Annotated in this window: 20 protein-coding genes; 6 read left to right on the forward strand and 14 right to left on the reverse strand. The window is 58.6% G+C overall.

Annotated features, from left to right (window positions below):
* The first annotated feature begins 79 nt into the window (after positions 1-79).
* Positions 80-1,366 carry a hypothetical protein gene (locus ABD982_RS08610; protein WP_345446484.1) on the forward strand — a complete coding sequence of 429 codons (1,287 nt, stop codon included), beginning with the start codon at positions 80-82 and terminating at the stop codon, positions 1,364-1,366.
* 70 nt (positions 1,367-1,436) lie between these two features.
* Here ABD982_RS08610 and ABD982_RS08615 read toward each other — a convergent pair whose 3' ends face one another.
* From ABD982_RS08615 to ABD982_RS08625, 3 genes are read right to left on the reverse strand one after another with little or no spacing between them, the layout of a single operon-like run.
* Entirely contained in the window at positions 1,437-2,720 is a 1,284-nt protein-coding gene (locus ABD982_RS08615; RefSeq protein ID WP_345446486.1) for a glycosyltransferase 87 family protein, read from the reverse strand.
* Positions 2,721-2,724: 4 nt separating this feature from the next.
* Positions 2,725-3,177: a hypothetical protein gene (locus tag ABD982_RS08620; RefSeq protein WP_345446487.1), complete on the reverse strand. Its 453-nt coding sequence runs from the start codon at positions 3,175-3,177 to the stop codon at positions 2,725-2,727.
* Positions 3,178-3,234: 57 nt separating this feature from the next.
* Positions 3,235-3,732 carry a DUF456 domain-containing protein gene (locus tag ABD982_RS08625; protein ID WP_251380348.1) on the reverse strand — a complete coding sequence of 166 codons (498 nt, stop codon included), beginning with the start codon at positions 3,730-3,732 and terminating at the stop codon, positions 3,235-3,237.
* Positions 3,733-3,811: 79 nt separating this feature from the next.
* Here ABD982_RS08625 and ABD982_RS08630 point away from each other — a divergent pair, with 79 nt between their 5' ends.
* Positions 3,812-6,706 (forward strand): multicopper oxidase domain-containing protein, encoded by a 2,895-nt coding sequence (locus tag ABD982_RS08630; RefSeq protein ID WP_345446488.1) that lies wholly within the window; start codon positions 3,812-3,814, stop codon positions 6,704-6,706.
* Positions 6,707-6,846: 140 nt separating this feature from the next.
* On the forward strand, positions 6,847-7,467 hold the full coding sequence (locus ABD982_RS08635) for a lytic transglycosylase domain-containing protein (protein WP_345446489.1): 621 nt from the start codon (positions 6,847-6,849) through the stop codon (positions 7,465-7,467).
* Positions 7,468-7,540: 73 nt separating this feature from the next.
* Here the strand turns inward: ABD982_RS08635 and ABD982_RS08640 are convergent, their stop codons facing one another.
* Positions 7,541-8,740, reverse strand: a complete 1,200-nt coding sequence (locus tag ABD982_RS08640) for a cytochrome P450 (RefSeq protein WP_251380351.1) — start codon at positions 8,738-8,740, stop codon at positions 7,541-7,543.
* A 232-nt stretch (positions 8,741-8,972) separates the two neighbouring features.
* Here ABD982_RS08640 and ABD982_RS08645 point away from each other — a divergent pair, with 232 nt between their 5' ends.
* Positions 8,973-9,356, forward strand: coding sequence for a cupin domain-containing protein (locus ABD982_RS08645; protein ID WP_345446491.1), 384 nt, complete (start codon positions 8,973-8,975; stop codon positions 9,354-9,356).
* 58 nt (positions 9,357-9,414) lie between these two features.
* Here ABD982_RS08645 and ABD982_RS08650 read toward each other — a convergent pair whose 3' ends face one another.
* From ABD982_RS08650 to speB, 5 genes are all read right to left on the reverse strand, one after another.
* Positions 9,415-10,908 (reverse strand): DUF1846 domain-containing protein, encoded by a 1,494-nt coding sequence (locus tag ABD982_RS08650; protein WP_345446492.1) that lies wholly within the window; start codon positions 10,906-10,908, stop codon positions 9,415-9,417.
* A 180-nt stretch (positions 10,909-11,088) separates the two neighbouring features.
* The gene (locus ABD982_RS08655; protein WP_345446493.1) at positions 11,089-11,811 is read right to left on the reverse strand and encodes a glycerophosphodiester phosphodiesterase family protein; all 723 of its coding nucleotides are present in this window, start codon (positions 11,809-11,811) and stop codon (positions 11,089-11,091) included.
* Between the two features lie 149 nt (positions 11,812-11,960).
* Entirely contained in the window at positions 11,961-12,743 is a 783-nt protein-coding gene (locus ABD982_RS08660; protein WP_345446494.1) for a LamB/YcsF family protein, read from the reverse strand.
* Positions 12,744-12,891: 148 nt separating this feature from the next.
* Positions 12,892-14,160, reverse strand: coding sequence for an aminotransferase-like domain-containing protein (locus ABD982_RS08665; protein WP_345446496.1), 1,269 nt, complete (start codon positions 14,158-14,160; stop codon positions 12,892-12,894).
* A gap of 3 nt (positions 14,161-14,163) precedes the next feature.
* Positions 14,164-15,228, reverse strand: a complete 1,065-nt coding sequence (gene speB, locus ABD982_RS08670) for an agmatinase (RefSeq protein ID WP_251380356.1) — start codon at positions 15,226-15,228, stop codon at positions 14,164-14,166.
* 338 nt (positions 15,229-15,566) lie between these two features.
* On the opposite strand from speB, the gene ABD982_RS08675 reads away from it, so the two are divergent.
* Complete coding sequence (locus ABD982_RS08675; RefSeq protein WP_345446527.1) at positions 15,567-16,391, forward strand: sodium:solute symporter family transporter; 825 nt, start codon at positions 15,567-15,569, stop codon at positions 16,389-16,391.
* 190 nt (positions 16,392-16,581) lie between these two features.
* Complete coding sequence (locus ABD982_RS08680) at positions 16,582-18,222, forward strand: thiamine pyrophosphate-binding protein (protein ID WP_345446497.1); 1,641 nt, start codon at positions 16,582-16,584, stop codon at positions 18,220-18,222.
* 131 nt (positions 18,223-18,353) lie between these two features.
* Here ABD982_RS08680 and ABD982_RS08685 read toward each other — a convergent pair whose 3' ends face one another.
* From ABD982_RS08685 to ABD982_RS08705, 5 genes are all read right to left on the reverse strand, one after another.
* Positions 18,354-19,646 (reverse strand): ABC transporter permease, encoded by a 1,293-nt coding sequence (locus ABD982_RS08685; RefSeq protein WP_345446498.1) that lies wholly within the window; start codon positions 19,644-19,646, stop codon positions 18,354-18,356.
* The gene (locus ABD982_RS08690; RefSeq protein WP_345446499.1) at positions 19,643-20,530 is read right to left on the reverse strand and encodes an ABC transporter ATP-binding protein; all 888 of its coding nucleotides are present in this window, start codon (positions 20,528-20,530) and stop codon (positions 19,643-19,645) included. The genes ABD982_RS08685 and ABD982_RS08690 overlap by 4 nt, the downstream gene beginning before the upstream one ends.
* A 3-nt stretch (positions 20,531-20,533) precedes the next feature.
* A complete protein-coding gene (locus ABD982_RS08695) occupies positions 20,534-22,021 on the reverse strand; it encodes an efflux RND transporter periplasmic adaptor subunit (RefSeq protein ID WP_345446500.1) in 1,488 nt (495 codons plus the stop codon).
* Between the two features lie 175 nt (positions 22,022-22,196).
* Positions 22,197-22,706 carry a hypothetical protein gene (locus ABD982_RS08700; RefSeq protein WP_345446501.1) on the reverse strand — a complete coding sequence of 170 codons (510 nt, stop codon included), beginning with the start codon at positions 22,704-22,706 and terminating at the stop codon, positions 22,197-22,199.
* A 38-nt stretch (positions 22,707-22,744) separates the two neighbouring features.
* Entirely contained in the window at positions 22,745-23,977 is a 1,233-nt protein-coding gene (locus ABD982_RS08705) for an MFS transporter (protein WP_345446503.1), read from the reverse strand.
* Positions 23,978-24,019 lie beyond the last annotated feature (42 nt).

Here is a 24,019-nt window from a genome sequence, read left to right on the forward strand (position 1 = left end):
TGTCACAGACTTTTAAGGAGGCCAGGAGTGAAGGGCAAGGCGGTACGGTAGAAGTACAGGAATTCAGAAAGGCATACCCGTGGCTCTCATCTTCAATCCTCCGCCCAATTGGCCCGCACCACCCACCAAAGATTGGATACCGCAACCAGGCTGGCAACCTGACCCCGCCTGGGGTGAGGCGCCTGAAGGCTGGGATTTCTGGGTTGAAGAAAGTGACCTAGCTAGTGCCCATCAGAGCCATGCAGATGAGGCAGACCGCACCGCAGTCCTGTCATCCGAAACTGAAAAAGATTCAGCAGGCACCAACTCCTATGCCGCCGTTTCTGAAGCGATACGCCAAACCTTACCAGAGGATCAGCAATCCTCACCTGCCAGAGATGAAGCGACGGGGAGCTTGCGGGCAGGTAGTGCCGTGGGCGATACATCTGATGACGCGGCGACAGTCCCCCGTGTCACCGCAACCCAGCCCGGTTTTACCAGCGCTTACCCCGGTTCTTCAGCCGGCACCTATGCTAACGGCGGTGGACCAACAGGGCCGGGGACCTCCAACGGCGCGGCGCCCTACAATGCTCAGCCAGCAGGTGAGCAGCCCAAGAGCAAAACCGGGCTGATCATCGGCGTGATTGGTGGCATCTTACTACTGCTCTTAGCCCTCATTGTCGGTCTTATCTTTATCATCGGAGGGATTAGCTACAACACTTCTACCACTAGTGATTCAGGTGATTCTTGGTTCTCAGACGGCACCGATAACTCCAGCGATACCGGTAATAGCGGCTCAGCTGATACCCCGGTCTATAGTGGTAGTGGCGACAGCACCTTTACCATCGAAAAACCGGGCGGGGAAGACAGCGTTGTCTGGTTAGAGTACACCTTCACCGGTGAGGACAAGTACGCCTCTTTTAATGTGCATTCTCTCGACGCAGGCGGAGAAACTAACAACTCTGTTTATGGTTCGGTTTACAGTCCGGAAAGCAGCGGGTCTTACTGGCTAGATTCAAACCTCTATGATGTTGAGGACCGCACCACCCAGCTGGTGATTGAAGCTGAGGGCGACTGGACGGTTACGCTTCACACCCCCGATAAGGCACCGGCGCTGAAATCCGAACAAACCCTTACGGGTGAGAACGCTACCGCTTTTCGGATTGATGAGGGCGCGGAGATAACCGCCGATATCGGCTTCACCGCCACTGATGAATACGGTGGTGACCTGGAGATTAGTTCCAGCACCGGATTAGTGGATGACTATGAGGTAACGGTACTACACACCAGCCTAAGCCCCTTCAAAGGTAGCGTCACCTTCCCCACCGGCAAGCAGTATATTTTGGTGGAACCCTATGCCGGGTCCTGGGAGATTAAGGCCCACTAGCTCAGAGACAAAAATGCCCGGGCGGGTTTCCTACAACTACGGAAACTCACCCGGGCATCTCTTTGTGCGTTTAGATTTCCTGCGCTCGGGGCTTACGGTAGAGCCACACTGCTGCCAGCCAGATGAGAGTGAGCAGGGTCAACGCAGCCATGGGCAGGGACGAGATCAACAGGGATGAAGCGCTCAGCTCATCCAGGTTGTGGGTGGTGGGGTCCAGCTTGATGGCAATGTTCATGGGGCCATAGCTCACCCCGGCAACACCTACCAGCGCCAGTGCACCCGCCAACCAGCGCACCGCCGCGGGGGCTGACCGGAAGAAAACCGGAAAGGCGTCCAACACCAGCGCTGCGATAAAGACCGGTAGCCAGATGAAGTGGTGGGACCAGGAGATGGGCGAGAGCGCCATCATCAGAAAAGCGTTAAGTGAGATTTCCGAGAAAACCATACCGCGGCGGTGGAGCACCGGGATGGCAGCGGCGGTTCCCATAAAGAGCAGAGCAAGGATACTCAAACGCAGGGCAGAGAGTAGCGGGCCTTCGTCCAGCCCCAGGTGCATGAGCAGACCCTGAACCGAGATGTTATCGACGTAGCCGATGTTGCCCACGCGTGAGGGGTCTGAGATCGCGAAGAACCAGAAATCAAAGGCTTCATCACGCATGAAGATAAAGCCGGCGGCAACGGTTGCCGCAAAGCTGGCACCCAGGGTGAGAACGCCCTTATAGTCCCGGCGCATGAGCAGAATCAGACCGAAGGCAAGCGGAGTGAGCTTAATACCGCCGGCGATACCAATCAGGACGCCGCGGGGCACCCGGGTGCCCGGGCGTAGTAGGTCAATCATGACCAGCAGAAAGATGAGCGGGTTGATTTGCCCCAGCTCGATGCCGCGATCCCAGGGCGCTACCAGCGTCATGAGAGTCGCCAGAAAAACCACCAGAGTGTAAGACCCGAAGAAGCTCTCACCGGGCACGCTAAAGCCGCGCGAATGAGCATAGTTAAACACTAAAATTGCCAGCCAAAACGCGGCGAGTAGGGCTAGCAGGGTCATAAAGCCCGTGCCTGCTGCCAACGGCAGGAAGGCAAAGGGAGCAAAGATCATCACCGCAAAGGGTGGATAGGTGAAGGGCAGGGTAATGGGCTGGCCATTCTCTAGGTGGTAGTCGTAGAGGCCCTTGCCCTCATACATGCCAGCGAACATGACCCCAGCACCGCTGCGGTAGACCTCAAAGTCCTGACCAGAGACCACCATGGAGGTGTAGAAATGGTCGAGGGCGATGTAGATCAAACAGGCAGCGGCTAGCAGCAGAAAAATCCAGTGCCTACCGCGCACCGGGGCATCAAGTGTGAGAAGACCCAAAGGTTTACTCGCCTGCTGGCGTTGAGCCGTTGCCGGCGTCCTTCTTGACCGCTACCAAGTTGGTGCCGCGCTGGGTCTTCTTGCGGCGGGGTTCACGCACCGGCTTATCTTTTTTGGGTAGGGCAGCGATACGCAAGCCCAGCTCTAGCACTAAGAGCCCCAGCGCTACGTAGTAGACGTAGGCCGAGGGGTAAAAGTAGTAGAGGCTAGCGGTCATACCCGCAAAGCTTGCAGCTAGCGCCACCACGGCAAGCGCCACAATAATGATGTGCAGCACAGCAAAGCGCCCGGTACGTTCCCGGTTCTTCCAGGAGATGTAAACCGCCATCAGTGCGAACAGCACGGGAAAGAAAACCTGCCCGGTGAAGCTCATGGTGTTCTCGGTGTAACGGAAGATTGCGAGCGCCTGCATAATTGCGGTGACACTCAGCAAAAGGGAGGCTGGCAATGATTTCATGAGTCACCACTTTACCGGCTGGGCTGTGACTGTGCACCGGCGGCGCGATGCGATGGGTTAAAGGGTGATGAAGTAGGTGAAGGCGGCGATAGTAAAGACGCTTCCAGCGGTGAGCGCGCAGGCGAATTCAACCAGCATGCCCAGCCCCATTGAACGAAGGGCGGCGCCGGTGTTACGCAGGGAGGTGGTGAAATCCCCGCTGTTGCGAGTGGTTTCGCTGATGAGAAGCGCCGCGGCGAAGCCGACGAAAAGACCAACCACGGGAATGACGAACATACCGATGACCGCACCGATGACTCCCCAGAGGATGGACTTATTGGGGATGGCCCGCTTCTTCATGGTCCGGCCGGTCAGTGCCGCCTGGGCTAGCATGCCCGCAATAACCAGCGTGCCACCGAGACCCAGCGTCCACCAACCTTCGGGGCCGCGCACCGTTAGGCCCCAGAGGATGAGGCCGCCCAGCACGGCGAAGGAGCCGGGCAGAACGGGGTAGATAATGCCGATGCAGCCCACGGCAATCAGCAGGGCGGCGATGATGGTGATGAAAATGATCATGGGCTTAACTCTATCGGTTCGTGGTGGCTGAGGCTCGCGCGTATAATCGGTACAGCAAATACTAATTTTTGGAGTGGTGATGACCGGGCAGGATGCTGGAAGGCAGGCAAAGCAGCAGGGTGCAGAGGGTGCAGGTGGAGGTGACGCCAGCTCAGGCGCTACCAGCGCTGACCTGGGCCAGACCCACTGTGAGGGTCTCACCCTGGGTAGCCGTCCAATAGATGCACCCGGCTCCCCCCTCAGCAGCCAGCAGGCAGGCAGGATTGCCAGCGGCAGGGCAACCTGGCACCGGAGGGCGTCCAAGCCTGTGACCTACTGGATTGTTGCCCTCTTTGCGGTGCTCATGACCCACCGGTGGATCCCGGAATCTATCTGGCTCATGGTGCACATGGTGACGCTTGGCTTAATCACCAACTCCATTCTCATTTGGAGCCAGCACTTCACCGAAGCTCTACTCAAACACCGTCTGCCAGATTCTGCCCGCCCGGTACAGCTGGTGCGTATTTACGCACTGAATGTCAGCATGATTCTGCTGATGCTCAGCATCGTTTTTAGCATCTACCCCCTCACCGTTCTTGGATCGTTTGGCGTGGGAGCAGTCGTCGCCTGGCACGGTCTTGCTCTGCTTAATCAGCTCAAAGGGGCCCTGCCAGCCCGCTTTAACTCGACCGTTAAGTATTACATTGCCGCTAGCTGGTTGCTGCCCCTGGGGGCGACCTTCGGCGCCATTCTTGCTCATGACGGCCTGAATGCTAGCTGGCACGGCCGTCTCTTGCTGGCCCACGAGACTGTCAACATTTTGGGTTTCGTGGGACTGACAGTGGTGGGCACCCTGATGACGCTCTGGCCCACCATGTTGCGCACCAAGATGCTGCCCAGCGCGGTCACCGATTCCCTGCGAGCGCTGGGCGTTATGTGCGCTGGCCTGGCAGTGACGGTGGGTGGCGCTCTGGCAGGCCTCAACCTGCTGGCAGGTGCCGGGCTGATTCTCTACGCCGCCGGGCTGCTGCTGGTCGCTGTGCTGCTACTCAGAACCTGCCGCCAGAAGAAGCCGGTAGAGTTTGCCACCATGTCAGTGGCAGCCGGGTTCGCCTGGTTCTTTCTGGGCACTCTGTTCACTGCCTATCTGGTCTTTACCTCGCCTTTTGATGCCCTGCCGTTGCGCAGTATGACCCCCATTCTGGTGGTGGGCTTCCTGGTGCAGGTGCTCCTCGGTGCCATGAGCTACCTCCTGCCCGCCCGCATGGGTGGCGGTCCCAAGGCCGTACGGCAGGCAAACCGGGAGTTCAACCGTTTTGCCGCCGGTCGCGTCCTCATGGTTAATCTCTGCCTGGCTATCTTTGCCCTGCCGGTCAGCTTGACCGGCTCCCTAGTGCGCACCCTGGTGTCCCTAGTCGGTGCCTTCACCCTCTTTGCTTTTGTGCCGCTGATGATCCGCGGGGTCAAAAAATCGGTGGCGGTCCGCAAAGAAATGATCCAGGCACGAGCACGCGGTGAAGCTCCCAAGCCCGACCCCGAAGCTATGACTCCAACCCCGCTGCCTCACCTGCGTAATGCGCTCATCGGTGCCCTGGCGGTCATCTTGGCAGTCACCGCCGGCATAGCCTCTGACCCTGCCTCTGTGGGACTGAACTTTAGCCGCGGTGCAACATCCACCGGTACCGGCCAGACCACCACCATTTCAGTGGAGGCAACCAGCGACATGCGCTTTACCCCCGACACCGTGGAGGTGCCCCTGGGCGACCGCCTGGTCATCGAGGTCACCAACACCGACACCGCTAACGCCCACGATCTGACGTTTGCTAACGGCACCTCCACCGGCCGCATCGACCCCGGCGCCACCAAGACCGTGGACGCCGGCATCATCACGGGCGCACTGGATGGTTGGTGCTCGGTGGTGGGGCACCGCGCCATGGGCATGACCTTCACCGTCACAACTACCGGTACCCTGGAAAGCGGGCACCACAACGGTCAGGGAGCCAGCGGCACTAGTGCTGATGGTGTAGCTGGCACCGGTGCGCTCTTACAGGGCACAGATATTGATTTGCAGGGGGAAACCTCAGAGAATTTTGAAGCCCGCTCCCCCGTCCTAGAGCCGGTGAAAGCCGGTGAGGTAGTAGACGGCAAGACCGTGCATCGCCAGACTCTTGAGGTCAACGAGCTACAGCGCGAAATTGCCCCGGGTGTAGCGCTGGACGCCTGGACCTTCGGTGAGGACTACATGGGCCCCACTCTGCACGGAAAAGTTGGCGATATTTTTGAAATTACATTAATTAATAATGGTTCCATGGGGCACTCGGTGGACTTTCACGCTGGCACCGTCTCGCCTGATGAGGTCATGCGCACCATCGCCCCGGGTGAGAGTCTGGTCTACCGTTTTGAAGCGGTGGCTAGCGGCATCTGGCTCTACCACTGCGCCACAGCACCCATGAGTGTCCATATGTCTGCCGGTATGTTCGGTGCGGTCGTCATTGACCCACCGGATCTGCCAGAAGTTGACCGGGAGTTCCTGCTGGTTCAGAACGATGTCTACCTGACCGAAACAGGCACCGCCGACGCCCAGGCGGGTGGTGGCGTCCTGACCTCCATCAGCCCAGAGGGTATCGCGGCGGGTACCCCCAGCCTCACCCTGTTCAACGGGCACGCCACCCAGTATCTAGAGAACCCCCTGACCGCCACCACCGGTGAGCGCGTGCGCATCTGGGTGCTGGCCGCCGGGCCAAGCGGCGGGACCAGCTTCCACGTGGTCGGCAGCCAGTTCGACACCGTCTATAAGGAGGGTGGCTACCTCCTCGATAAGGGTGTGGACGCCTTCGGCAAGACCGGCGGTGCCTCCCAGGCACTGGACCTCTCCCCCGCCCAAGGTGGCTTTGTGGAAATGACCTTCACGGAGCCGGGCACCTACGTCTTCGTCAACCATGACTTTGCCCAGGCAGAACGTGGGGCTAAGGGACTCATTGAAGTGACAGGCTAAGGACAGCATGGGTAGACCTCACGAGCATGGACCAATCCCCCTGCTCATGAGGGATGAGACATGCTGGTCTGGGACGCCACACCGTAAGTTCGGTTCCCCGGAACTGCGTTTAGTACCCAGGTGAAGTAATCTAGAAATCAATGACTTCTGAACCTAAACAGCGAAACCTCCTGCTCCGAGCAGGTGCCGGGCTTCTGGCGCACTGGCAGGTGGTGGCGTCCGCGGTATTCATGACTGCGGGTGTCGCCGGGCTTTCTGCTACCTATGAGGACTACTGTGGGCAGACCGATCTGACCTTTGCCCCCACCGAACTGCGCGACGATATTGAGGCAGCAGCTCAGGTAGCGGGCATGCGCCCGGGCGTACTAGCAGCACAGCTTGAAACGGAGTCTCAGTGGCGTAACTCGGCCCATTCCCACGCTGGCGCTCAGGGTTTGGCACAGTTCACCGATGACACCTGGGAAATCTGGGGGGAGGGCGACATTAACAACCCAGAAGCATCTATTGCCGCCCAGGGGCGTTACCTCGCCTATCTTTCAGAACGACTGGCACCCTACACCAAGGACGGGGTCAGCCTGCAGGACGTCACCCTGGCCGGTTACAACGCTGGACCCGGCGCGGTGGAAGAACATGACGGCATCCCGCCCTACTTTGAAACCCAGAACTACGTAGTCAAGATTGATGACCTCGCCAACTCCAAGTACGCGGTGACCTGCTCCCCTTCTACTGAATACCGGCAAGCCAAACTTGTCATAGACTAGATTTTTACCTGAGCTAAGGGGCGCGAGAATCTTCTCACACCCCTTTTATCTACCCTGCTCAGACTCTGGAAAGTTAGCTGATACGCGTCAGGACTTTAGAGTAACCAGCTGCCGGGTAAACAGCATTCTGGGTGGGGTTAGCTCCACCGAACTCGATAAGATCAGTTGTAGCTAGCAGCTCTTCCATGAGCACCCTCAGTTCCAGACGAGCCAGCGGGGCACCTGGACATACGTGTAATCCCTGTCCGTAGACCAGGTTGTTCTCTTGGGAACGATGGGGGTTGTAGGTTGTGGCGTCCTCAAAGGCGTCTTCATCCCGGTTGGCAGATGCCCAGTTGATGGTAACCTTGGCACCGGCGGGGATGCTCCTGCCACCGATTTCTACCGGCTGGGTGGTGACGCGGCGGTTAGTGACTAGGGGGTCTTGAAGGCGCATGACCTCTTCAACGGCGGCAGCAATTTCAGCGGTCTTTCCTACTGCTAGGCTGGTGCGCAGGCGGTCTTGTTCCTGCGGGTGCTCTGCTAAGAAGGCAAGGATGATGCCGGCGCAGGCAGAGACGGTGGACAGTTCACCGACCGTCCAGTTGCGAATCAGGGAGATCAGCTCTTCGTCAGTCATGGTGCGGGGGCCGCCCAGGTCTTGGGGCAGGTCTATAACGTCCTGTATCAGTTCAGCGGTGATATCGGCAGCAGCGTCGGCGCCCCGGCGTTCGTCGAGCAGGGCACGGATGTAGCCATCAAATTCTAGGGCGATCTTGCCCATTTGTTCGCGGTCACCGGCAAGTGTAGCACGGCGGTTCTTCTCTACCCACTCGATCAGGGGCTGCTCTAAGCTGGCGGGCCAGCCCATGAAGACATTCTGGATGCGCACGGCGTAGAGCTGGGCAAAGCCGTCCATGGCGTCGAATACTTCATTGCGAGGCAACTTACTGACCAGAGACTTCACAACCTGGCGAATTTGAGGCTCAAAGACCTGCATACGGTCAGGGGTGAAGTACTTGTCGTTAACAGCACGGAAGGCGGTGTGTTCGGGGGCATCCATACCGTTGGGGACGGCAATGTGGCGGGTTGATACCTTATTAGAAAAAATTTCTGGGTGCTCCAGGGCGTACTTGATGTCTGCGTTTTTGAGCAGGGAGTAGCCCATGTAGTCATCGTGAGCGACGGGGCATTTACTACGCATGGCGTCGTAGGCGGCGACCTGGTCGGCTTGGACGTCGGGTGAGCGGGTATCCCAGTCGTTGGGGGTTGTTTCTTGAGGGTTAGTGGTCACGGAACACTCCTAAATTGGCATATTGAATACTTATTTATATTTTCACCCTAACACCGCCACTCACCCCATTTCTGCACGTTAGAATGTGAATCATTAGATAAACCCCTATGGGAATCATCACCCCAAGGCTAGCCATCAAGCTTCTCTGCCATAAAAGTCGTGTTGAAATCTCCCCAAACTAACCCTGGCTGTTTAGGGTTAGAAGGGAAACCCATCACCCCAGGAGGTAACCATGACCGATTCACTCTTTCCCCTCGGCAAGCCCGCTCCCGTCGGCTCCTTTACCGGCCAGGCCTACATGCACCCGCTGGCCCCCAGCAAGGAGCTCCAGTCCCTCGCAGTGACCTTCGAAGCCGAAGCCCGCACCAACTGGCACACCCACGACGTTGGCCAGCTCATCGTGGTCACCTCGGGCACCTGCGTCTACCAGCTCCAAGGCGAAGAACCCAAACTACTGACCCCCGGCGAAGCCTTCTTCTTCGAACCCGGCATCAACCACTGGCACGGCGCCACCAGCGATGGACCCATGACCCACATCGCCGTGACCCCCTTCAATGACAAGGGTGAATTCGTTAACTGGGGTGAACCCGTGGACGACGCCACCTTCAAGAGCTAAAAGGCTACCACCGGAATCAACCGGTGGCAGCCTTTACATTTAAGAAAGCTCCTTGAGGCTAGCGCTTCTGGTAGAGCGCCTTCTTCTGGAACTTGGGGTCAGAGGTAACCAGCATGCCCAGGGCACGGAAGACTCCCTCATCCACTGAACCCAGGATGGTGGTGGTGTGCACGTCCGCGCCGCGCAGGTTTTTGACCTGCTCAAGCGCTAGACGGGCGTCCTCATCGTGGGCAGCCGAGGTTGAGAGGGCAATCAGCACCTCGTCGGTGTGCAGGCGGGGGTTCACGCTACCCAAATGCAGGGTCTTGAGATCCTGAATAGGCTTAATGGACTTATCAGACAGCAGGTGCTTAGCGTCATCCAGGCCAGCCAGGTGCTTGAGAGCGTTCAGCAGGGCAACGGCAGAGCAGCCTAGCAGGTCGGTGGTCTTACCGGTCACGATGGTGCCATCGGCCAGCTCAATTGCGGCGGCGGGGGCGTTGGTTGACTCAGCACGCGCGCGCGCAGGTTCAACCACGGGACGGTCGGTGGCCTTTAGGTTGGCCTTTGCCATCACCACGGCGGCGCGGTCTGACTGGGTGGAGTTCAAGCCGTCGCGAGCCTCGTCCACCAGCGCCTTAAAGTAGCGGCGGATGATCTCCTGCTCGGAGGCGTAGCGGCAGGCGGCGTCATCGGTGATGCAGTTACCAGCCATGTTTACGCCCATGTCAGTGGGTGATTGGTAGGGTGTGGTGCCGGTCATTTTTTCCAGCAGAACCTTGAGCAGTGGGAAGGCCTCAACGTCGCGGTTGTAGTTGACGGTGGACTCCCCATAAGCAGTCAGGTGGAAGTGGTCGATGACATTGGCATCATCGAGGTCAACGGTGGCCGCTTCGTAAGCCAGGTTGACGGGGTGTTCCAGGGGCAGGTTCCAGATGGGGAAGGTCTCGAACTTGGCGTAGCCGGCCTTCACGCCGCGCTTGTTCTCATGGTAAACCTGCGACAGCGCAGTAGCTAGCTTGCCTGAGCCGGGGCCGGGAGCGGTGACAACCACCAGGTTGCGGGTGGTTTCGGCGAACTCGTTGCGGCCCAGACCATCCTCAGACACAATTAAGTCGGTGTTAGCAGGATAACCGGGAATAACGTGGTGGCGGGAGACTTTCAGCCCCAGACGCTCCAGGCGATCCTTGAACTCTGCGGCCTTGCTGTTCTCGTCTTCCATCTGGGTGATGACCACGTGCTCAACCAAAAAACCGCGGTCACGGAAAACGTCCACGAGGCGCAGCACATCGTCTTCATAGGTGATACCCAGATCGGCACGGATTTTGTTGCGCTGAAGGTCTTTGGCATTCAGGCAGACTAGAATCTCGACCTCATCGCGAATCTGCTCAAGCATGGCGATTTTGTTGTCGGGGGTGAAGCCAGGCAGCACACGGGATGCGTGCATGTCGTCAAAAAGCTTGCCACCCATTTCAAGATAGAGCTTGCCGCCGATTTCTTCGCGGCGCTCCTGGATGTGTCGAGACTGCATCTCGATGTATTTCTCACGGTCAAAACCAATTGCATTTACCATGGAATACCAGTCTACAACGAGCAGGTTACCGCCACGTTTTACGGGTGTATTTTTTAGGTTTACTGCATCCCTTTTCAGCTACTACAAAAGGCGGTATCCTGGCAGCATTTTTACAGTGTTTTGGCGGGTTCTACGCGGTGCAAAAATTGCCCTGAGATTTAACCATCACACTTTACGGGCTCAGATTCGGGCAACTTCTGCAGAGTCGGTAAAGACACCGGTGGCGCCCCAGTTGCGCAGTTCGTTAGCGCGGGCACGGCTGTTGACCGTCCACACATTGACGTCGTAGCCAGCGGCCCGAAGCTGCTGGACGGTGGCTCGGGTGAGGCCTTCGGAGTGGATGTGCACAGCGTCTGCGTTGATGAGTTCTAGCACCGAGAGCCAGTCAGGTTGCAGCATTTCGCGGGTAAAGAGAGCGCCGACTCGGTACCGAGGTGCCCGGCGCTTGAGTTCAGCTAGCAGCAGGTGGTTGAAAGAAGAGACCAGCACCTGGCGCCCCGGTTCTAAACGGTCTAGCTGCTCGATGACGGCGTCTACCAGCTGTAGGGAACGTTCCCTGCCCTGCTCATTGGATTTCAGTTCAATGTTGGCATTTAGCCCACGCTGGTTCATGAGGTCGATGAGCTGAGCCAGAGTGGGCACCGGTTCACCGGCATATTCGGGGGCAAACCAGGAACCGGCGTCCGCCGATGCAAGTTGCTCTGCGGTGTGCTCGTAGAGGCTACCGGAGAGATTGGTGGTGCGATCCAGGTCAGTGTCATGTAGCAGGACGGGGGTGCCACAGGCAGCCAGGTCAACGTCGGTTTCACACCAGGTGAAGCCGGCATCTACGGCTGCGTTAAAAGCGGCCAGGGTGTTCTCTGGGTGGGTGGCGGATAGCCCGCGGTGCGCAAAAAAGATCATGCTTCTATTCTGGAGCAAATGGAGCGCTCAGCATAGGAAACAGCATCTGTAGAGCAACCAAATTTCAGTGGTACTTTCCGCCCAAAAGTGGTGATAAACCGCCACTCACGGGCAGAAAGTACCACTTTTTTATCAAGAGCTGAGGGAGCTTATAGTCCTTTGGAGAAGGCGCGCACCTGCACCCCGGTGTCCTCAAGTTTGCTACGCACAGCGCCGGCGAGAGCAACAGCGCCGGGGGTATCCCCGTGCACGCAAATACTGTCAGCTTCGAGTGCCACGCGGTTGCCATCTACGGCGATAACCTCGCGGTCCACCACCATGCGCAGCACCCGCTCCGCTACCTGCACTGGATCATGAATGACGGCACCTGTCTCGCGGCGTGACAGCAGCGTGCCCTGCGGAGTGTAACCACGGTCAGCAAACGCTTCATAGAAAACCTCCACCCCAGCGTCCTTGGCGCGGCGTTCAATTTCACTGTTAGGCAGGCAGAGCACCGACAGGTTGGTGCCGGACGCTCGGTTAAGCTCTGCGAGCGCCGTGGCAACTGCCTGCGCCTGGGCCTCGTGGTGCACGATGGCGTTGTAAAGCCCGCCGTGGGGCTTGCAGTAAGTGACCTGCCCGCCGGTCATGCTGGCGACTGCTTGCAGGGCACCGATCTGGTAGATGACAGCGTCAGTGAGTTCGGTGGCGGTCATATCCATGAAGCGGCGGCCAAAACCCGCTAGATCCGGGTAGGCAACGTGGGCGCCGATGGCTACACCCTGGGCGACGGCAGCGGTGCAGGTTGCACGCATGACGCTGGGGTCACCGGCGTGGTAGCCGCAGGCGATGTTGGCTGATGAGACGATGCCCATCATGGTTTCGTCATCGCCCATGCTCCAGGAGCCGTAGGCTTCGCCGGAGTCTGAGTTAAGGTCTACTGCCAGGGTCATAGGGGCCTCCTTGAGCGGGATCTGGGTCTGGTTTCTATTCTGCCAGGCGCACGCAGGAAGAAGGCCACTATCTAGCCACATTGTTGAACAATTATTGGGAAGAGGAATAACCCTTCGGCAAGAGAAACTTCTTGCCGAAGGGAAGGCATCAAGCTGCCAGCACCTGACTTAGGCGCTTGACACCCTCGGTGAGCACCTCGGGTTCAACCGCTGAGAAGGCAATGCGCAACTGGTTGGCGCCGGGGTTGACCAGTGCGCCGTCTACCTCCACCTGCTCATAGAAAGCTGAGCCGGGAATGAAGACTACGCCAGCTTCGATAGCCGGCGCCAGGGCGTCGGCGGCATCTGCAAACTTGCCACCCTCAGGCAGGGTGAGCCAGGTGAAGAAGCCACCGGCGGGCACCGTCCAGGTAGTGCCTTCTGGCATGTACTTCTCACACGCGTCGAGAACCGCCTGACAACGCTGCTGGTAGAGGGCAGCAGTCCGGCGGGTATGCGGCTCCCAGAGCCCTTCACGCATAAAGCCCAGCACCAGGCGTTGGGACAGCACCGAAGGGCAGATCGTCACCGCTTCACCGGCAATCTGCAAGAACTTGCGCACCCGCAGAGGTGCAACCATCCAGCCCACGCGCACCCCCGGCGAAAAGACCTTAGAGAAGGACCCCAGATAGAGCACATTCTCAGGGTCATAAGAGTAAAGCGAGCGGCGGCGGAGCCCATCAAAGGACAGCTGACCGTAGGGATTATCCTCAACAATCAGAACGTCAGCCTCCCGGCAGACTCGCACCAGCTCGGCGCGGCGCTGATCCGAGAGGGTAATGCCGGTGGGGTTCTGAAAGTTGGGGATGGTGTAGAGGAACTTGACCTTCTTACCTTCAGCGCGAATCTCAGCGATCGCCTGCTCAACTGCAACGGGGTCTAGCCCATCGGCATCCAAAGGGACCTGGCGTACATCCGCCTGGTAGCCCTCAAAGACGCCCAACGCGCCGGTGTAGGTGGGGCCTTCTGCCAGGATGACGTCCCCGGGGTTAACGAAGAGTTTTGTGGCAAGGTCCAGGCCCATCTGAGAGCCAGCAGTCATCTGAATATCATCGAGCTGCGGGCTAAGACCCTCAGAACCCATAAAGTCGCAGACCAACTGTGCCAGTTCTTCCAACCCGGCACCAGAACCGTACTGCAGAACCTCCAGACCTTCGTCTTCAATGATGCGGGCGCTCATGGCACCCAGCTCACCCAGGGGTAGCAGGTCAAGGTCTGGGTTACCGCCGGCGAGGGAGATGATGCCGGGGCGCATAGCAACCTCAAAAACATCACGCACTGCCGAGGGACGGAAGCCCTCAGCGCGGGCGGCAAAATGATTCATGATGCGCGCTTCGGCGGGGGTGGCATTGGCCAGCAGTTCCTCAATCTTTGTCATGTTCTAGCCCTCTGCCTTCTCACCGTAGGTAACCGTGGCTTCACCGTAAGCAGGTGAGGTGGGCTGAGCGTTTACACCAGCGGCATGCAGGGAGATCAGCTCGTAGACGACGTGGGCACCCGCAAGACCGGTCAGCTCAGCATGGTCGTAGGGAGGAGACACCTCAACCACCTCAGAGCCCACCAGGTTAAGCCCGCGCAGACCGCGCAGAATTTCCAGAAGCTCACGGCTAGTCATACCGCCGGGCTCAGGAGTGCCGGTGCCCGGTGCGTGGGCAGGGTCAAGCACGTCAATATCGATGGAAACATAGAGCGGGCGCTCGCCAATGCGAGCGCGCAACAGCTCAACCACCTTGGTGACACCCAGGTAGTAAACATCGGCTGAAGAGACGATACCGAAGCCGAAGCGGGCGTCGTCATCTAGATCCTCGGTGCCGTAGAGGGAGGCGCGGGTGCCCACATGGCAGAGGGCATCGGTATCTAGCAGTTCTTCTTCAAAGGCGCGGCGGAAGGGGGTTCCGTGAGTGTACTCAGCACCGAAGTAGGTGTCCCAGGTATCCAGGTGGGCGTCGAAGTGCAGCAGGGCAATTTTTCCATGCTTCTTGTGCAGGTTGCGCAGGTTAGCCAGAGCAATGGTGTGGTCCCCGCCGATGGAGATCAGCGTGGTGCCGTCCTCGGTAAGTTCATGGGCGCCAGCCTCGAGCATTTCCAGGGCTTCATCAATGTTGAAGGGGTTACCCACGATGTCCCCGGCGTCCGCCACCTGGGCTTCTGCAAAGGGGGAGATATTGGCTGCAGGGTTGAAGGGACGGAGCAAACGGGAGGCTTCACGCACATGGTTGGCGCCGAAGCGGGCACCGGGACGGTAAGAGACACCGGAGTCCCAGGGCATACCGGCCACCACGATATCCGCTTTTTCCACCTCGTCCAGGCGCGGCAGACGAGCAAAGGTTGCTGATCCTGCCCAGCGCGGCACCTGGGCTGCGTTAACAGGCCCGAGCCGTTCGGTGCCGTCTGTGCCGGTGGCGGTGACTCGGTTGGGTTTGGCTGAGAAGGATGCTTCTGCCATGGTGCTCCTTAAAGAGTTAGATAGCGCGCTCATATGTGAGCGCTGCCACGAGATTTCACTCAACTATAACCCGGTGACTGACAAGTTTTTATTGCAGCCCTAATGACTATCTATGCAGGCTTCGATACATATGCAAAATAGCGGAAACCTATACTAAATCAGGCGACTGTAACCCTCCTGGAGCACCCATGATGGTGAATAGTTTTTCAAAAAATTTCGCTCCGCACCCCTCCCATCCCTTACACTGTGACTGACCGCACGCACACAATCACCCTGGAGTTTCAGTGAATCTTGCCATCATTCTGCTCTACCTAGTAGCCCTTATCTTCTGTGGCTACATGGGTAAACGCCGCGCCAAAAATGCAGAGGATTTCCGTGTCGCCGGACGCCGCATGGGCCCCCTGCTGTACACGGGCACCATGAGCGCCGTCGTCCTAGGCGGGGCATCCACCGTAGGCGGTGTAGGCCTGGGCTACACCTACGGTCTGTCAGGCATGTGGCTGGTTGTAGCTATCGCCACCGGCGTGGTGCTCCTGTCGCTGATCTTTGCGCCCATCATTTCTAAGCTCAAAATTTACACGGTCTCGCAGATGCTCTCCCTGCGGTACGGAGTACGCGCCACTCAAGTCTCCTCTATCGTCATGCTGGGCTACACCCTCATGATCACGGTAACCTCAGCCACCGTGGCTCGCGTGGACGTTATCCCCTTCTTGACCGGCAGGCCCGCCCTTGAAGAAGAAGGCGGAGATTCGGGCGCCACCCTGGCAACTGACCGGATCTACCTGCTGATTCTCGGCCTGGTTGCTACCGTCCTGGCAATTTTCCTGACCGATACCGTCACCTCTCTGACCATCGCCTACGACATTCTGGTCGGCGGTCTGATGGTTGCTATTCTGGGCGGCCTGCTCTGGCGCCGTGGCACCGGTGCGGGCGCAGCGGCATCCATGCTAGTCGGTTCAGTGGTGACTCTAGCGTCTATGCCCATTTTTGGAGTGCTCGCTAACGAGCCTATTTACTACGGCCTAGCGTCCTCGCTGGTGGTTTACGTTGCGGTCTCGCTACTCACCAAGCCCACCTCGTCTGAGGTCATGAACGCCTGGGACGCCCGCCTGCAGCAACGCCACCAGCACTCAGTAAGACCCAGCCAGCGAGCGCTTAGCTGAAAGTACCCGTTTTGTTTCGAAAATACCCACGGTGGAGGGTGCCGACCAGACAAAGCGGGTATTTTCGTCCGGCCGCACCAAACCCATAAACATACTGTGGTCTGCATAACATTTCAGGGGTGGAAATATGCAATATTTATGCGCCCAGCACGTATGCTAAAGCGGACAACTGCTGATGAAAGGCACCCTCTTGGCACACTCTCCCCAGCGCGCAGGCACCACCGAGCCTCGCCGCAACGCCGGTTACGCGATTCTGGCAACCCTGCGTAATTACGGCATCGACACAGTCTTTGGCATTCCCGGCACCCACAACCTTGAGTTCTACCGCCATCTAGAGGAGCTGGGCATCAAGCCCGTCACTACCCGCCATGAGCAGGGTGCTTCTTACGGTGCCGACGGCTGGTCCCAGGCTCGCGGGCTACCCGGCGTGGTCATCACCACCTCAGGGCCCGGCCTGCTCAACTCCCTCTCGGGAGCAGCCACCGCCTACGCCGAATCTCGCCCCATGATTATCCTCTCCCCCGGCCGCCCGGTCGGGCACGAGTTTCGAGATATCGGCGCCCTGCACGAGACCAAGAACCCCACCGGCGCGGTCAACTCCATTGTTGAGTTTTCCCGCCGCGTGAACTCGGCTGAAGAAGCGGTGGACATCATCCACAATGCCTTCCGCTCCTTCGCGCACGCCCGTCCGCGCCCCATCCACATCGAGGTGCCCCTTAATATCTTGGAAGCCGAAGTCGAGGTGGACGAGGCGCTCCTCGCTGCCCGCCCCCTGGGCAAACCTCAACCGGCACCCGCCGAAGACGTTGAAGAGGCAGCCCGCATGCTAGCGGCGTCCACTAACCCGGTGATTATTGCCGGCGGCGGCTCCCTTGCTGCAACCGATGACCTGCTACTCCTAGCAGAAACGCTAGAAGCCCCTGTGCTCACCTCCATCAACGGTAAGGGCGCAATCCCAGAGAAGCACCGCCTATCCCTGGGCGCAGACCTGCGCCTCACCGCCGCCCACTCCTTCTGCCAGCAAGCCGATGCCATGCTGATTATCGGCTCAAAAATCGGTGAAGCTGAGCTGTGGGAAGGCGATATCCGCCCCGCAGGCCCGGTCATCCGGGTGGATATTGAACGCTCCCAGATGCTCACCAACATCACCCCGGATATTGAGTTGCCGGGCAACTCAAAAGCTATCGTGCCGCAACTCTTGAAAGCGCTGTCAGAGCAGGGAGTCACCCCTGCATCGCGCACACAGCGAGACCTGCAAGAAGTCTTTGACGCCCTAGATAATGAGGGGCGGGCCATTGCACCTGAACTAGCCCAACTCAACGAGCTGATTATGGAAGTTCTGCCTGAAGACACCATCATCGCCGGTGACTCTTCCCAGGTCACCTACATGGGCACCACCACCTTCTACCGGGCGCCCAAGCCCAATTCTCTGCTTTACATGGCAACCTACGCCACCCTGGGGTACGGTCTGCCCGCCGCGGTGGGCGCCAAGATTGCCGCCCCTGAGCGTCCAGTGGTCTGCCTACTCGGCGACGGCGCACTCATGTTCGCCATCCAGGAGATGATGACGGCGGTGGAGCAGCAGCTCGACCTACCCATTATTTGTGTGGATAACGGCGGCTACGGCGAGATCCGCCAGAATGAGCGCGACCGGGGCATCGCAGATGTCGCCGTCAACCTGGTGCAGCCTGACTGGGTGAAACTGGCGGAGGGTTTCGGTGCCACTGCTTTCACCGCCACCATGGACACCCTGGCAAAGACGGTCACCCAGGCTCTAGAGACCAAGGGACCCAGCCTGATTCACCTCAAAATTGCTGAGAGTCTGCGCTAGGCAAGGAAAGTAGCTGGGTGATAATAACTGGCTCCACCTACCCCAAGACCTGATAGAACAAAGCGCCCCGTCTGCTCTCCACCTTAGACTGGAAACAGACGGGGCGCCTCGGGGTGCGAGTTCCCTAGTGATCACTCATGACGCAGGGCGTCAATGGGATCTAGTTTTGCCGCCTTATTGGCGGGGTAGTAACCAAAGAAGAGGCCGATACCCAGTGAGAAACCCAAAGCCAGTAATACTGCGCTCAGTGGTGGGAAGGTCATTTCACTGAAGAAGGTGGACCCAAACATACCCAGGGCACCCCCTAAGAGCACACCAATCACCCCGCCCACCAGGCACACTATCATGGCCTCAATCACGAACTGCAGACGAATAGCCCCGCGAGTAGCGCCCAGTGCCTTGCGCACACCGATCTCTCGGGTGCGTTCGGTGACGGTCACCAGCATGATGTTCATGACGCCAATGCCACCCACCAGCAAGGAAATACCAGCGATAGCCGAAATGGCCGCGCTGATACCGTCCAGAACCTGGTTAAAAGCGTCCGTGGATGCCTGGAAGTCCTGGATTTCTGCATGGAAGTTTTCATTGGATCGGTACATACCCGTCAGCACAGCCTGCAGCTGGGACTTAACCTGCACGAGGTCCTGACCTTCAGCCGGACGCACCGTGAGGCTAGCCCACGATTCCTCCTTATAACCCAGCGCACCGCTATTAGTGTAGGGCGTGTAGGTAATATCGTCGGTGGACGAGAGTAAGAGACCGCCAGAGGTGTTGGGGGCAAAGACACCCACTACCACGGCGCTGGAGCTAGAACCCTGAGCATCCAGCTCGACCTCCCCACCGATAGCGTCCTCTGGGCTATCGAAGAGGGAGAGCATCTGGGATTCGGAAATCAAGATCACCGGGCGGCGGTGATCAATGTCGGTCTGGGTCATGGTGCGACCGTAGGTGATATTGACTTTCTCAAGCTCTAAGAAGTCCAAGTTCACCGGGGAAACACTCGCTGACTGGCTCCGTTCCCCGTTATAGAGGGTCACGCCCATACCACCGTAGGCACTACCCACCGGCACACCGGAGATTTTATCCCCCATAGCGTCCTTGATGCGCTGAATATCATCGACATCAAGTTTTGAGGCTTCATCAGGGGCAGCTCCACCCCCACCGTACATGGCGGCATAGGGATCATTACTGGTTGATGTATCCTCTTCTCCCTCCTTGGGTCGCTCGGTCACCTGCACCATGAGGTCATTGGCGCCAGAACTGACGATGGACTGGGTGGTCTGCATCTTGAGCGCATGGCCCAGAGTAAGAATGGCAATTACCGAGGAGATACCCACAATAATGCCGAGCAAGGTGAGGAAAGAGCGCATCTTGTTGGTGCGTAAGCTACTGAAGGCTAGCGAGATTGATTCGCGGATGTTCATGCCTGTCCCCCTCCTTGCGGGGTAGCTGCCGGGGGCGCAAGGACGCTGGTGGGCGAGGTCGCCACAGGCCCTGCGGCAGGTGCCCCCAGGTAGGGGGTGGCGGCGTCCTCACCGCTCACGATTCTGCCGTCTACCATGGTCACCACGCGGGTGGTTTCGGCGGCTAGCTCGGAGTTGTGGGTGATGAAGACAATGGTCTTATTCTGCTCGCGGTTGAGCTGGTGGAAGAGGTCCATGACCATGCGCCCGGTCTGGCTGTCCAGCGCACCGGTCGGTTCATCGGCTAGCAAAAGCGGCGGGTCGTTGGCGAGCGCGCGGGCGATAGCCACGCGCTGCTTCTGTCCGCCCGAGAGCTGAACGGGATTGTGCATCATGCGGTCAGCCATGCCCATCTGCTCTAGCAGGTGCTCAGCACGTTCGCGGCGTTCTTTGACGTTGATGCCGGCGTACATCATGGGCATCTCTACGTTTTTAAGGGCGGATATTCTGCCGATGAGGTTGAAGCTCTGAAAGATGAAGCCGATGTTTTGGCTGCGGTAGAAGGCTAAATCGTCATCGTCGAGCTGCATGATGTCTTCGCCGTCAAAGGTATAGCTGCCCTGGTTGGCTCGGTCTAGCAGTCCGATGATGTTCATGAGCGTGGTTTTGCCGGAGCCGGAGGCACCTACCACCGAGACGAATTCGCCGCGGTCCACGTGAAAGTTCACGCCGGGAAGGATGGTGATGTGGCTTTCGGTGCCCACGTTGAAACTTTTGACGATGCCGCGCATATCCAACAGGCGGTTGGATGCCGCGCCGGGGAGCGCCAAAGTCGGATCAGCTCCCGACTGGCCGGGTAGCCAGGCGCCGGGTTGTCCGGGCGGGTTGTATTCGTAGCTGGTCACGGGCTACCAGCTCATTCCTGAGCCGAGGGTGACGTTTTGGCCCAGCTGCGAACGGTACTTCTCGCCGGGGGTGAGCACCATATCACCCTCAGCCACGTCCCCGCCGGTCACCGCGATATCAACGTCATTGGCTAGACCGGTTTTAACCGAGCGCTCTTCGAGGGTGTAGGTGCCGGAGTCGGTGGGTACTGCCACGACCACCGCTGTGGTGCCGGCGTCATTAGTGTAGACAGCGTCCAGGGGGAGGGAGAGGGTGGAGACTTCTTCAGCGGTGATAATCTGCGCTTTGACGCTGGAACCCAGCTGCAGGCCTTCGCGATCACCGGTTACTTCGATTTCAACGGTGAAGGTGGGGTCACTTGACCCTGCGGGGGCGCCTGCTGCCTCTGAATCGGATTGCTGCACGGAGTCAGCGATGGAGGCCACCGAGGTAACGGTGCCGGTGTATTCCTTAGAGCCGGTGCTGCCGGAGGTAAAGGTGACCTTGTTGCCTTCCTTGATGGAAGCGATATCTGCTTCACGCACCTTGGTGGTGATGGTGAGCTTGGAGTCATCACCGATAGTCACCACCGGGCCGGTTGCAGGAGCGCCGGGCTTAGCCACGTTCATCACCACACCGTTGATGGGTGAGCTAATGGTTGCCGAGTTGATATCGTCCTGTAGCTTCTCGAGGGCCTGGTCACGAGTGGTCTGGGCGGTGGTCAGGGCACTACGAGCGGTTTCTAGTTCGGTCGCCAAAGTAGCGAGTTGAGTATCGGCTGCACTGCGAGCGGTGGTGATACCGGTGTCAGCGTCAGCCTTGGCTCCGGCTGCGATGCGCTGGGCACTCTCTGCGGCGCGGACCTCCGCGGCAAGAGCCGGGTCGTTGCCTGATGCAGCGAGTGCCTCACGCTGAGCGGAGAGGTCGTCGTTGGCAACGGTGAGCTGTTCATTGGCGGTTCGCTGGGCTCCCTGAGCCGCAAGGATATCAGGGTTAGTGCCATTGTTAATGCCGGCACTGTAGTTGTCATAAGCGCCCTGGGCGGCGGTAAGGGCGCTCTGGGCTGAGGTGACCTGACCGTCCAGGGTGGTGCGCTGGCTATCCAGCTCACCCTGCAGGGCTGAGGCGTCAATCGTCGCTAGGTTCTGCCCCAGTTCTACGCGGTCACCAGGTTCAACGGTGACAGAACTAATGGGTGAAGTGAGGTAGGTGGTGACTGACTCTACGGTACCGGGGCTGACGTGCCCCTCAACTCTCACACGGTTACTTACATCTGAGCTAGTCAAAATGAGGTAGTCAGTGGCGGGGACTTCCGAGGCGCTCTCTTCCCCACCCCTCAACAAGGACGTCAACAGGACACCGATGAGTATGAGTGCCAGGAGACCAGAGCCCACCCACATCAAAGTTTTGGTGAGGGTAGACATCTTTTTACGGCGCACGGGTCGGGAGCGCCGGGACGCCGGGCGATGGTGTGCCGGAGCGGCTGGTTCGAAGCTGGGGTCGTTCTGCATCGGGGTCGCTTTCGATGATAGGGAGGTGAGAGAGACTAATAGCCCTGTCTTATCCCTCAGTATAGGGAGCCTCTCCCCCGCTATTTCAGCTTCTCACCGCTAGATTCCCAAAAATCATACCTAGGGATGACTCATGATCTTCCAGCTCTCAACCTCTAGGCTGAGCCACCCCTGCTTACTTGAAGAAAGAGCTACCGCGGGCGTCCTGCTCTGCCGATGCCCCGGACCGCTCTTGTGCCTGCGCGATAATCTGCGCCTGCTGTTCGGGGCTGTAGGTTTCATCGACTACGCGCACCACTTCAGAGATGTCGTAGATTTCATGGTCGGTGAGGTAGTTAGCTGAGTCAGTCAGCACATCGCGCACCCGCTGCTCCAGCTCTTCCAGGGTGGCGATACCCGCTTCTTGCAACACCACGGTTTCCTCTGCGGCGTCCTCCTCAGTGGCCTGCGGGTCATCCTCAGACTCATAGAGGGTGAAACTGTAGGCACGCTCATCATCAACATGGGCAATATTCACAATGATGGTAAAGATTCTGCCGGTCAGCTCAACATAGGTCTTATCAAGCTCAGCAGTCTCTACCACCACCCCATCTATCATTTCTGGAGCGTCATACTCAAAGGCAAACTCAAAGTCAGCGGCAAGGGAACGAGCAAGCGGAGCGATACCGCGATCAGGTGTAAGCATGGTCCAAGACTACCGGGTGCAACTTGGACGCCCGGTCGCTACATTTCTTTACCCGAGGTTTCGGGGACACGTAGGCGAGTGAAGATAATCAAGCCGATGCCGATGACTGCAAAGAGGGCGAAGGTGGCGCCCAGCCCCAAACTGGCGAGCAACAGAGGGAAGGTCAGAGAGACCGCGAAGTTAGCCATCCAGGAGACAAAAGTAGCCACCCCCATACCGGCACCACGCACAGAGGCCGGGAAGATTTCGCTCATGAGCACCCAGGTCACCGGCGATACCGCACCCTGCTGGAAGACCAAGAAGACAATAGAGATAAAGAGGGTTGCCCAGGGGCGGGCGGATGCATCCAGCAGCTGGGAGCTGACCGCCAGCGCTGCCAGTGAGACAGTAGTCCCAGCCAAACCAATGGTCAGCACAGTGCGGCGCGGGAAGCGTCCAACAAACCACAGACCAAGGGCGGCACCAACTACCGAGAGCACACCATTGGAGATATTGGCGGTCAAAGCTGCATCTGTAGAGAAGCCTGCTTCGCGCAGCACCTGAGTTCCGTAGTACATGAGAGCGTTGACGCCAGTTGCCTGCTGCACAATACCGATTGCAGCAGCAACAAGCAGGAGGGAGCGCAGTGCGGGATCCCGCCACAGCTGACGGACGGCACCGCGCTGCACGGTGGAGTCCTTGCGGTAGCGCGGGGACTCCGGAACGATGAGCATACCCACAAAAAGCAGGATCGCAGGGGCAATTGAGATGGCGAACATGATTCGCCAAATGGAACTCTCGTGAGCAAAAGCAGTGCCGATAAAGGCGTTGGTGACGTAGGCTGCCAGCTGACCGAAAACAATCATGAACTGGTTGCGGGTCACTACTGAACCGCGGCGGTTAGCCGGCGAAATTTCTGCCAGGTAGATGGGTACCACTGCTGATGCCGCACCGACCGCCAGACCAATGATGACACGAAAGACGATAAAGACCGACAAAATATGGGCGGACGCCAGCCCCAGCGATCCCAGAGCAAATACGACAGCTAGAGCGAGGAGGACGCGGCGACGTCCAAAGCGGTCAATTAGCTGACCTGCTACCAGAGCACCGAAAGCAGCCCCCAGAGTCAGTGCTGAGGTAGCAATGCCCTCGGCTGCCGGTGAGAGATGGAAGTCCTGCTGCAGGAAAGGTAGAGCACCGTTGATAATGCCGGTATCGTAGCCGAAGAGGAACCCGCCCAGGCAGATAATCCAGGTGTAGAGGTTCACCCTGCGTGGGTGGGTTGTATTCATGGTGCTCCTTGATAGACCTGAGATATTCTAACGCTCTTTTTC

Source organism: Rothia endophytica, from assembly GCF_039543885.1.
In the GTDB taxonomy this organism is placed as follows: Bacteria; Actinomycetota; Actinomycetes; order Actinomycetales; family Micrococcaceae; genus Rothia; species Rothia endophytica.

Bases quoted from the DNA above. Each gene is read 5' to 3' on its own strand.
- ABD982_RS08620 (WP_345446487.1), bottom strand. From the start codon at position 3,177: ATGAAATCATTGCCAGCCTCCCTTTTGCTGAGTGTCACCGCAATTATG.
- ABD982_RS08625 (WP_251380348.1), bottom strand. From the start codon at position 3,732: ATGATCATTTTCATCACCATCATCGCCGCCCTGCTGATTGCCGTGGGC.
- ABD982_RS08630 (WP_345446488.1), top strand. From the start codon at position 3,812: ATGACCGGGCAGGATGCTGGAAGGCAGGCAAAGCAGCAGGGTGCAGAG.
- ABD982_RS08635 (WP_345446489.1), top strand. From the start codon at position 6,847: ATGACTTCTGAACCTAAACAGCGAAACCTCCTGCTCCGAGCAGGTGCC.
- ABD982_RS08645 (WP_345446491.1), top strand. From the start codon at position 8,973: ATGACCGATTCACTCTTTCCCCTCGGCAAGCCCGCTCCCGTCGGCTCC.
- ABD982_RS08650 (WP_345446492.1), bottom strand. From the start codon at position 10,908: ATGGTAAATGCAATTGGTTTTGACCGTGAGAAATACATCGAGATGCAG.
- ABD982_RS08655 (WP_345446493.1), bottom strand. From the start codon at position 11,811: ATGATCTTTTTTGCGCACCGCGGGCTATCCGCCACCCACCCAGAGAAC.
- ABD982_RS08660 (WP_345446494.1), bottom strand. From the start codon at position 12,743: ATGACCCTGGCAGTAGACCTTAACTCAGACTCCGGCGAAGCCTACGGC.
- ABD982_RS08665 (WP_345446496.1), bottom strand. From the start codon at position 14,160: ATGACAAAGATTGAGGAACTGCTGGCCAATGCCACCCCCGCCGAAGCG.
- speB (WP_251380356.1), bottom strand. From the start codon at position 15,228: ATGGCAGAAGCATCCTTCTCAGCCAAACCCAACCGAGTCACCGCCACC.
- ABD982_RS08675 (WP_345446527.1), top strand. From the start codon at position 15,567: ATGGGTAAACGCCGCGCCAAAAATGCAGAGGATTTCCGTGTCGCCGGA.
- ABD982_RS08685 (WP_345446498.1), bottom strand. From the start codon at position 19,646: ATGAACATCCGCGAATCAATCTCGCTAGCCTTCAGTAGCTTACGCACC.
- ABD982_RS08695 (WP_345446500.1), bottom strand. From the start codon at position 22,021: ATGCAGAACGACCCCAGCTTCGAACCAGCCGCTCCGGCACACCATCGC.
- ABD982_RS08700 (WP_345446501.1), bottom strand. From the start codon at position 22,706: ATGCTTACACCTGATCGCGGTATCGCTCCGCTTGCTCGTTCCCTTGCC.
- ABD982_RS08705 (WP_345446503.1), bottom strand. From the start codon at position 23,977: ATGAATACAACCCACCCACGCAGGGTGAACCTCTACACCTGGATTATC.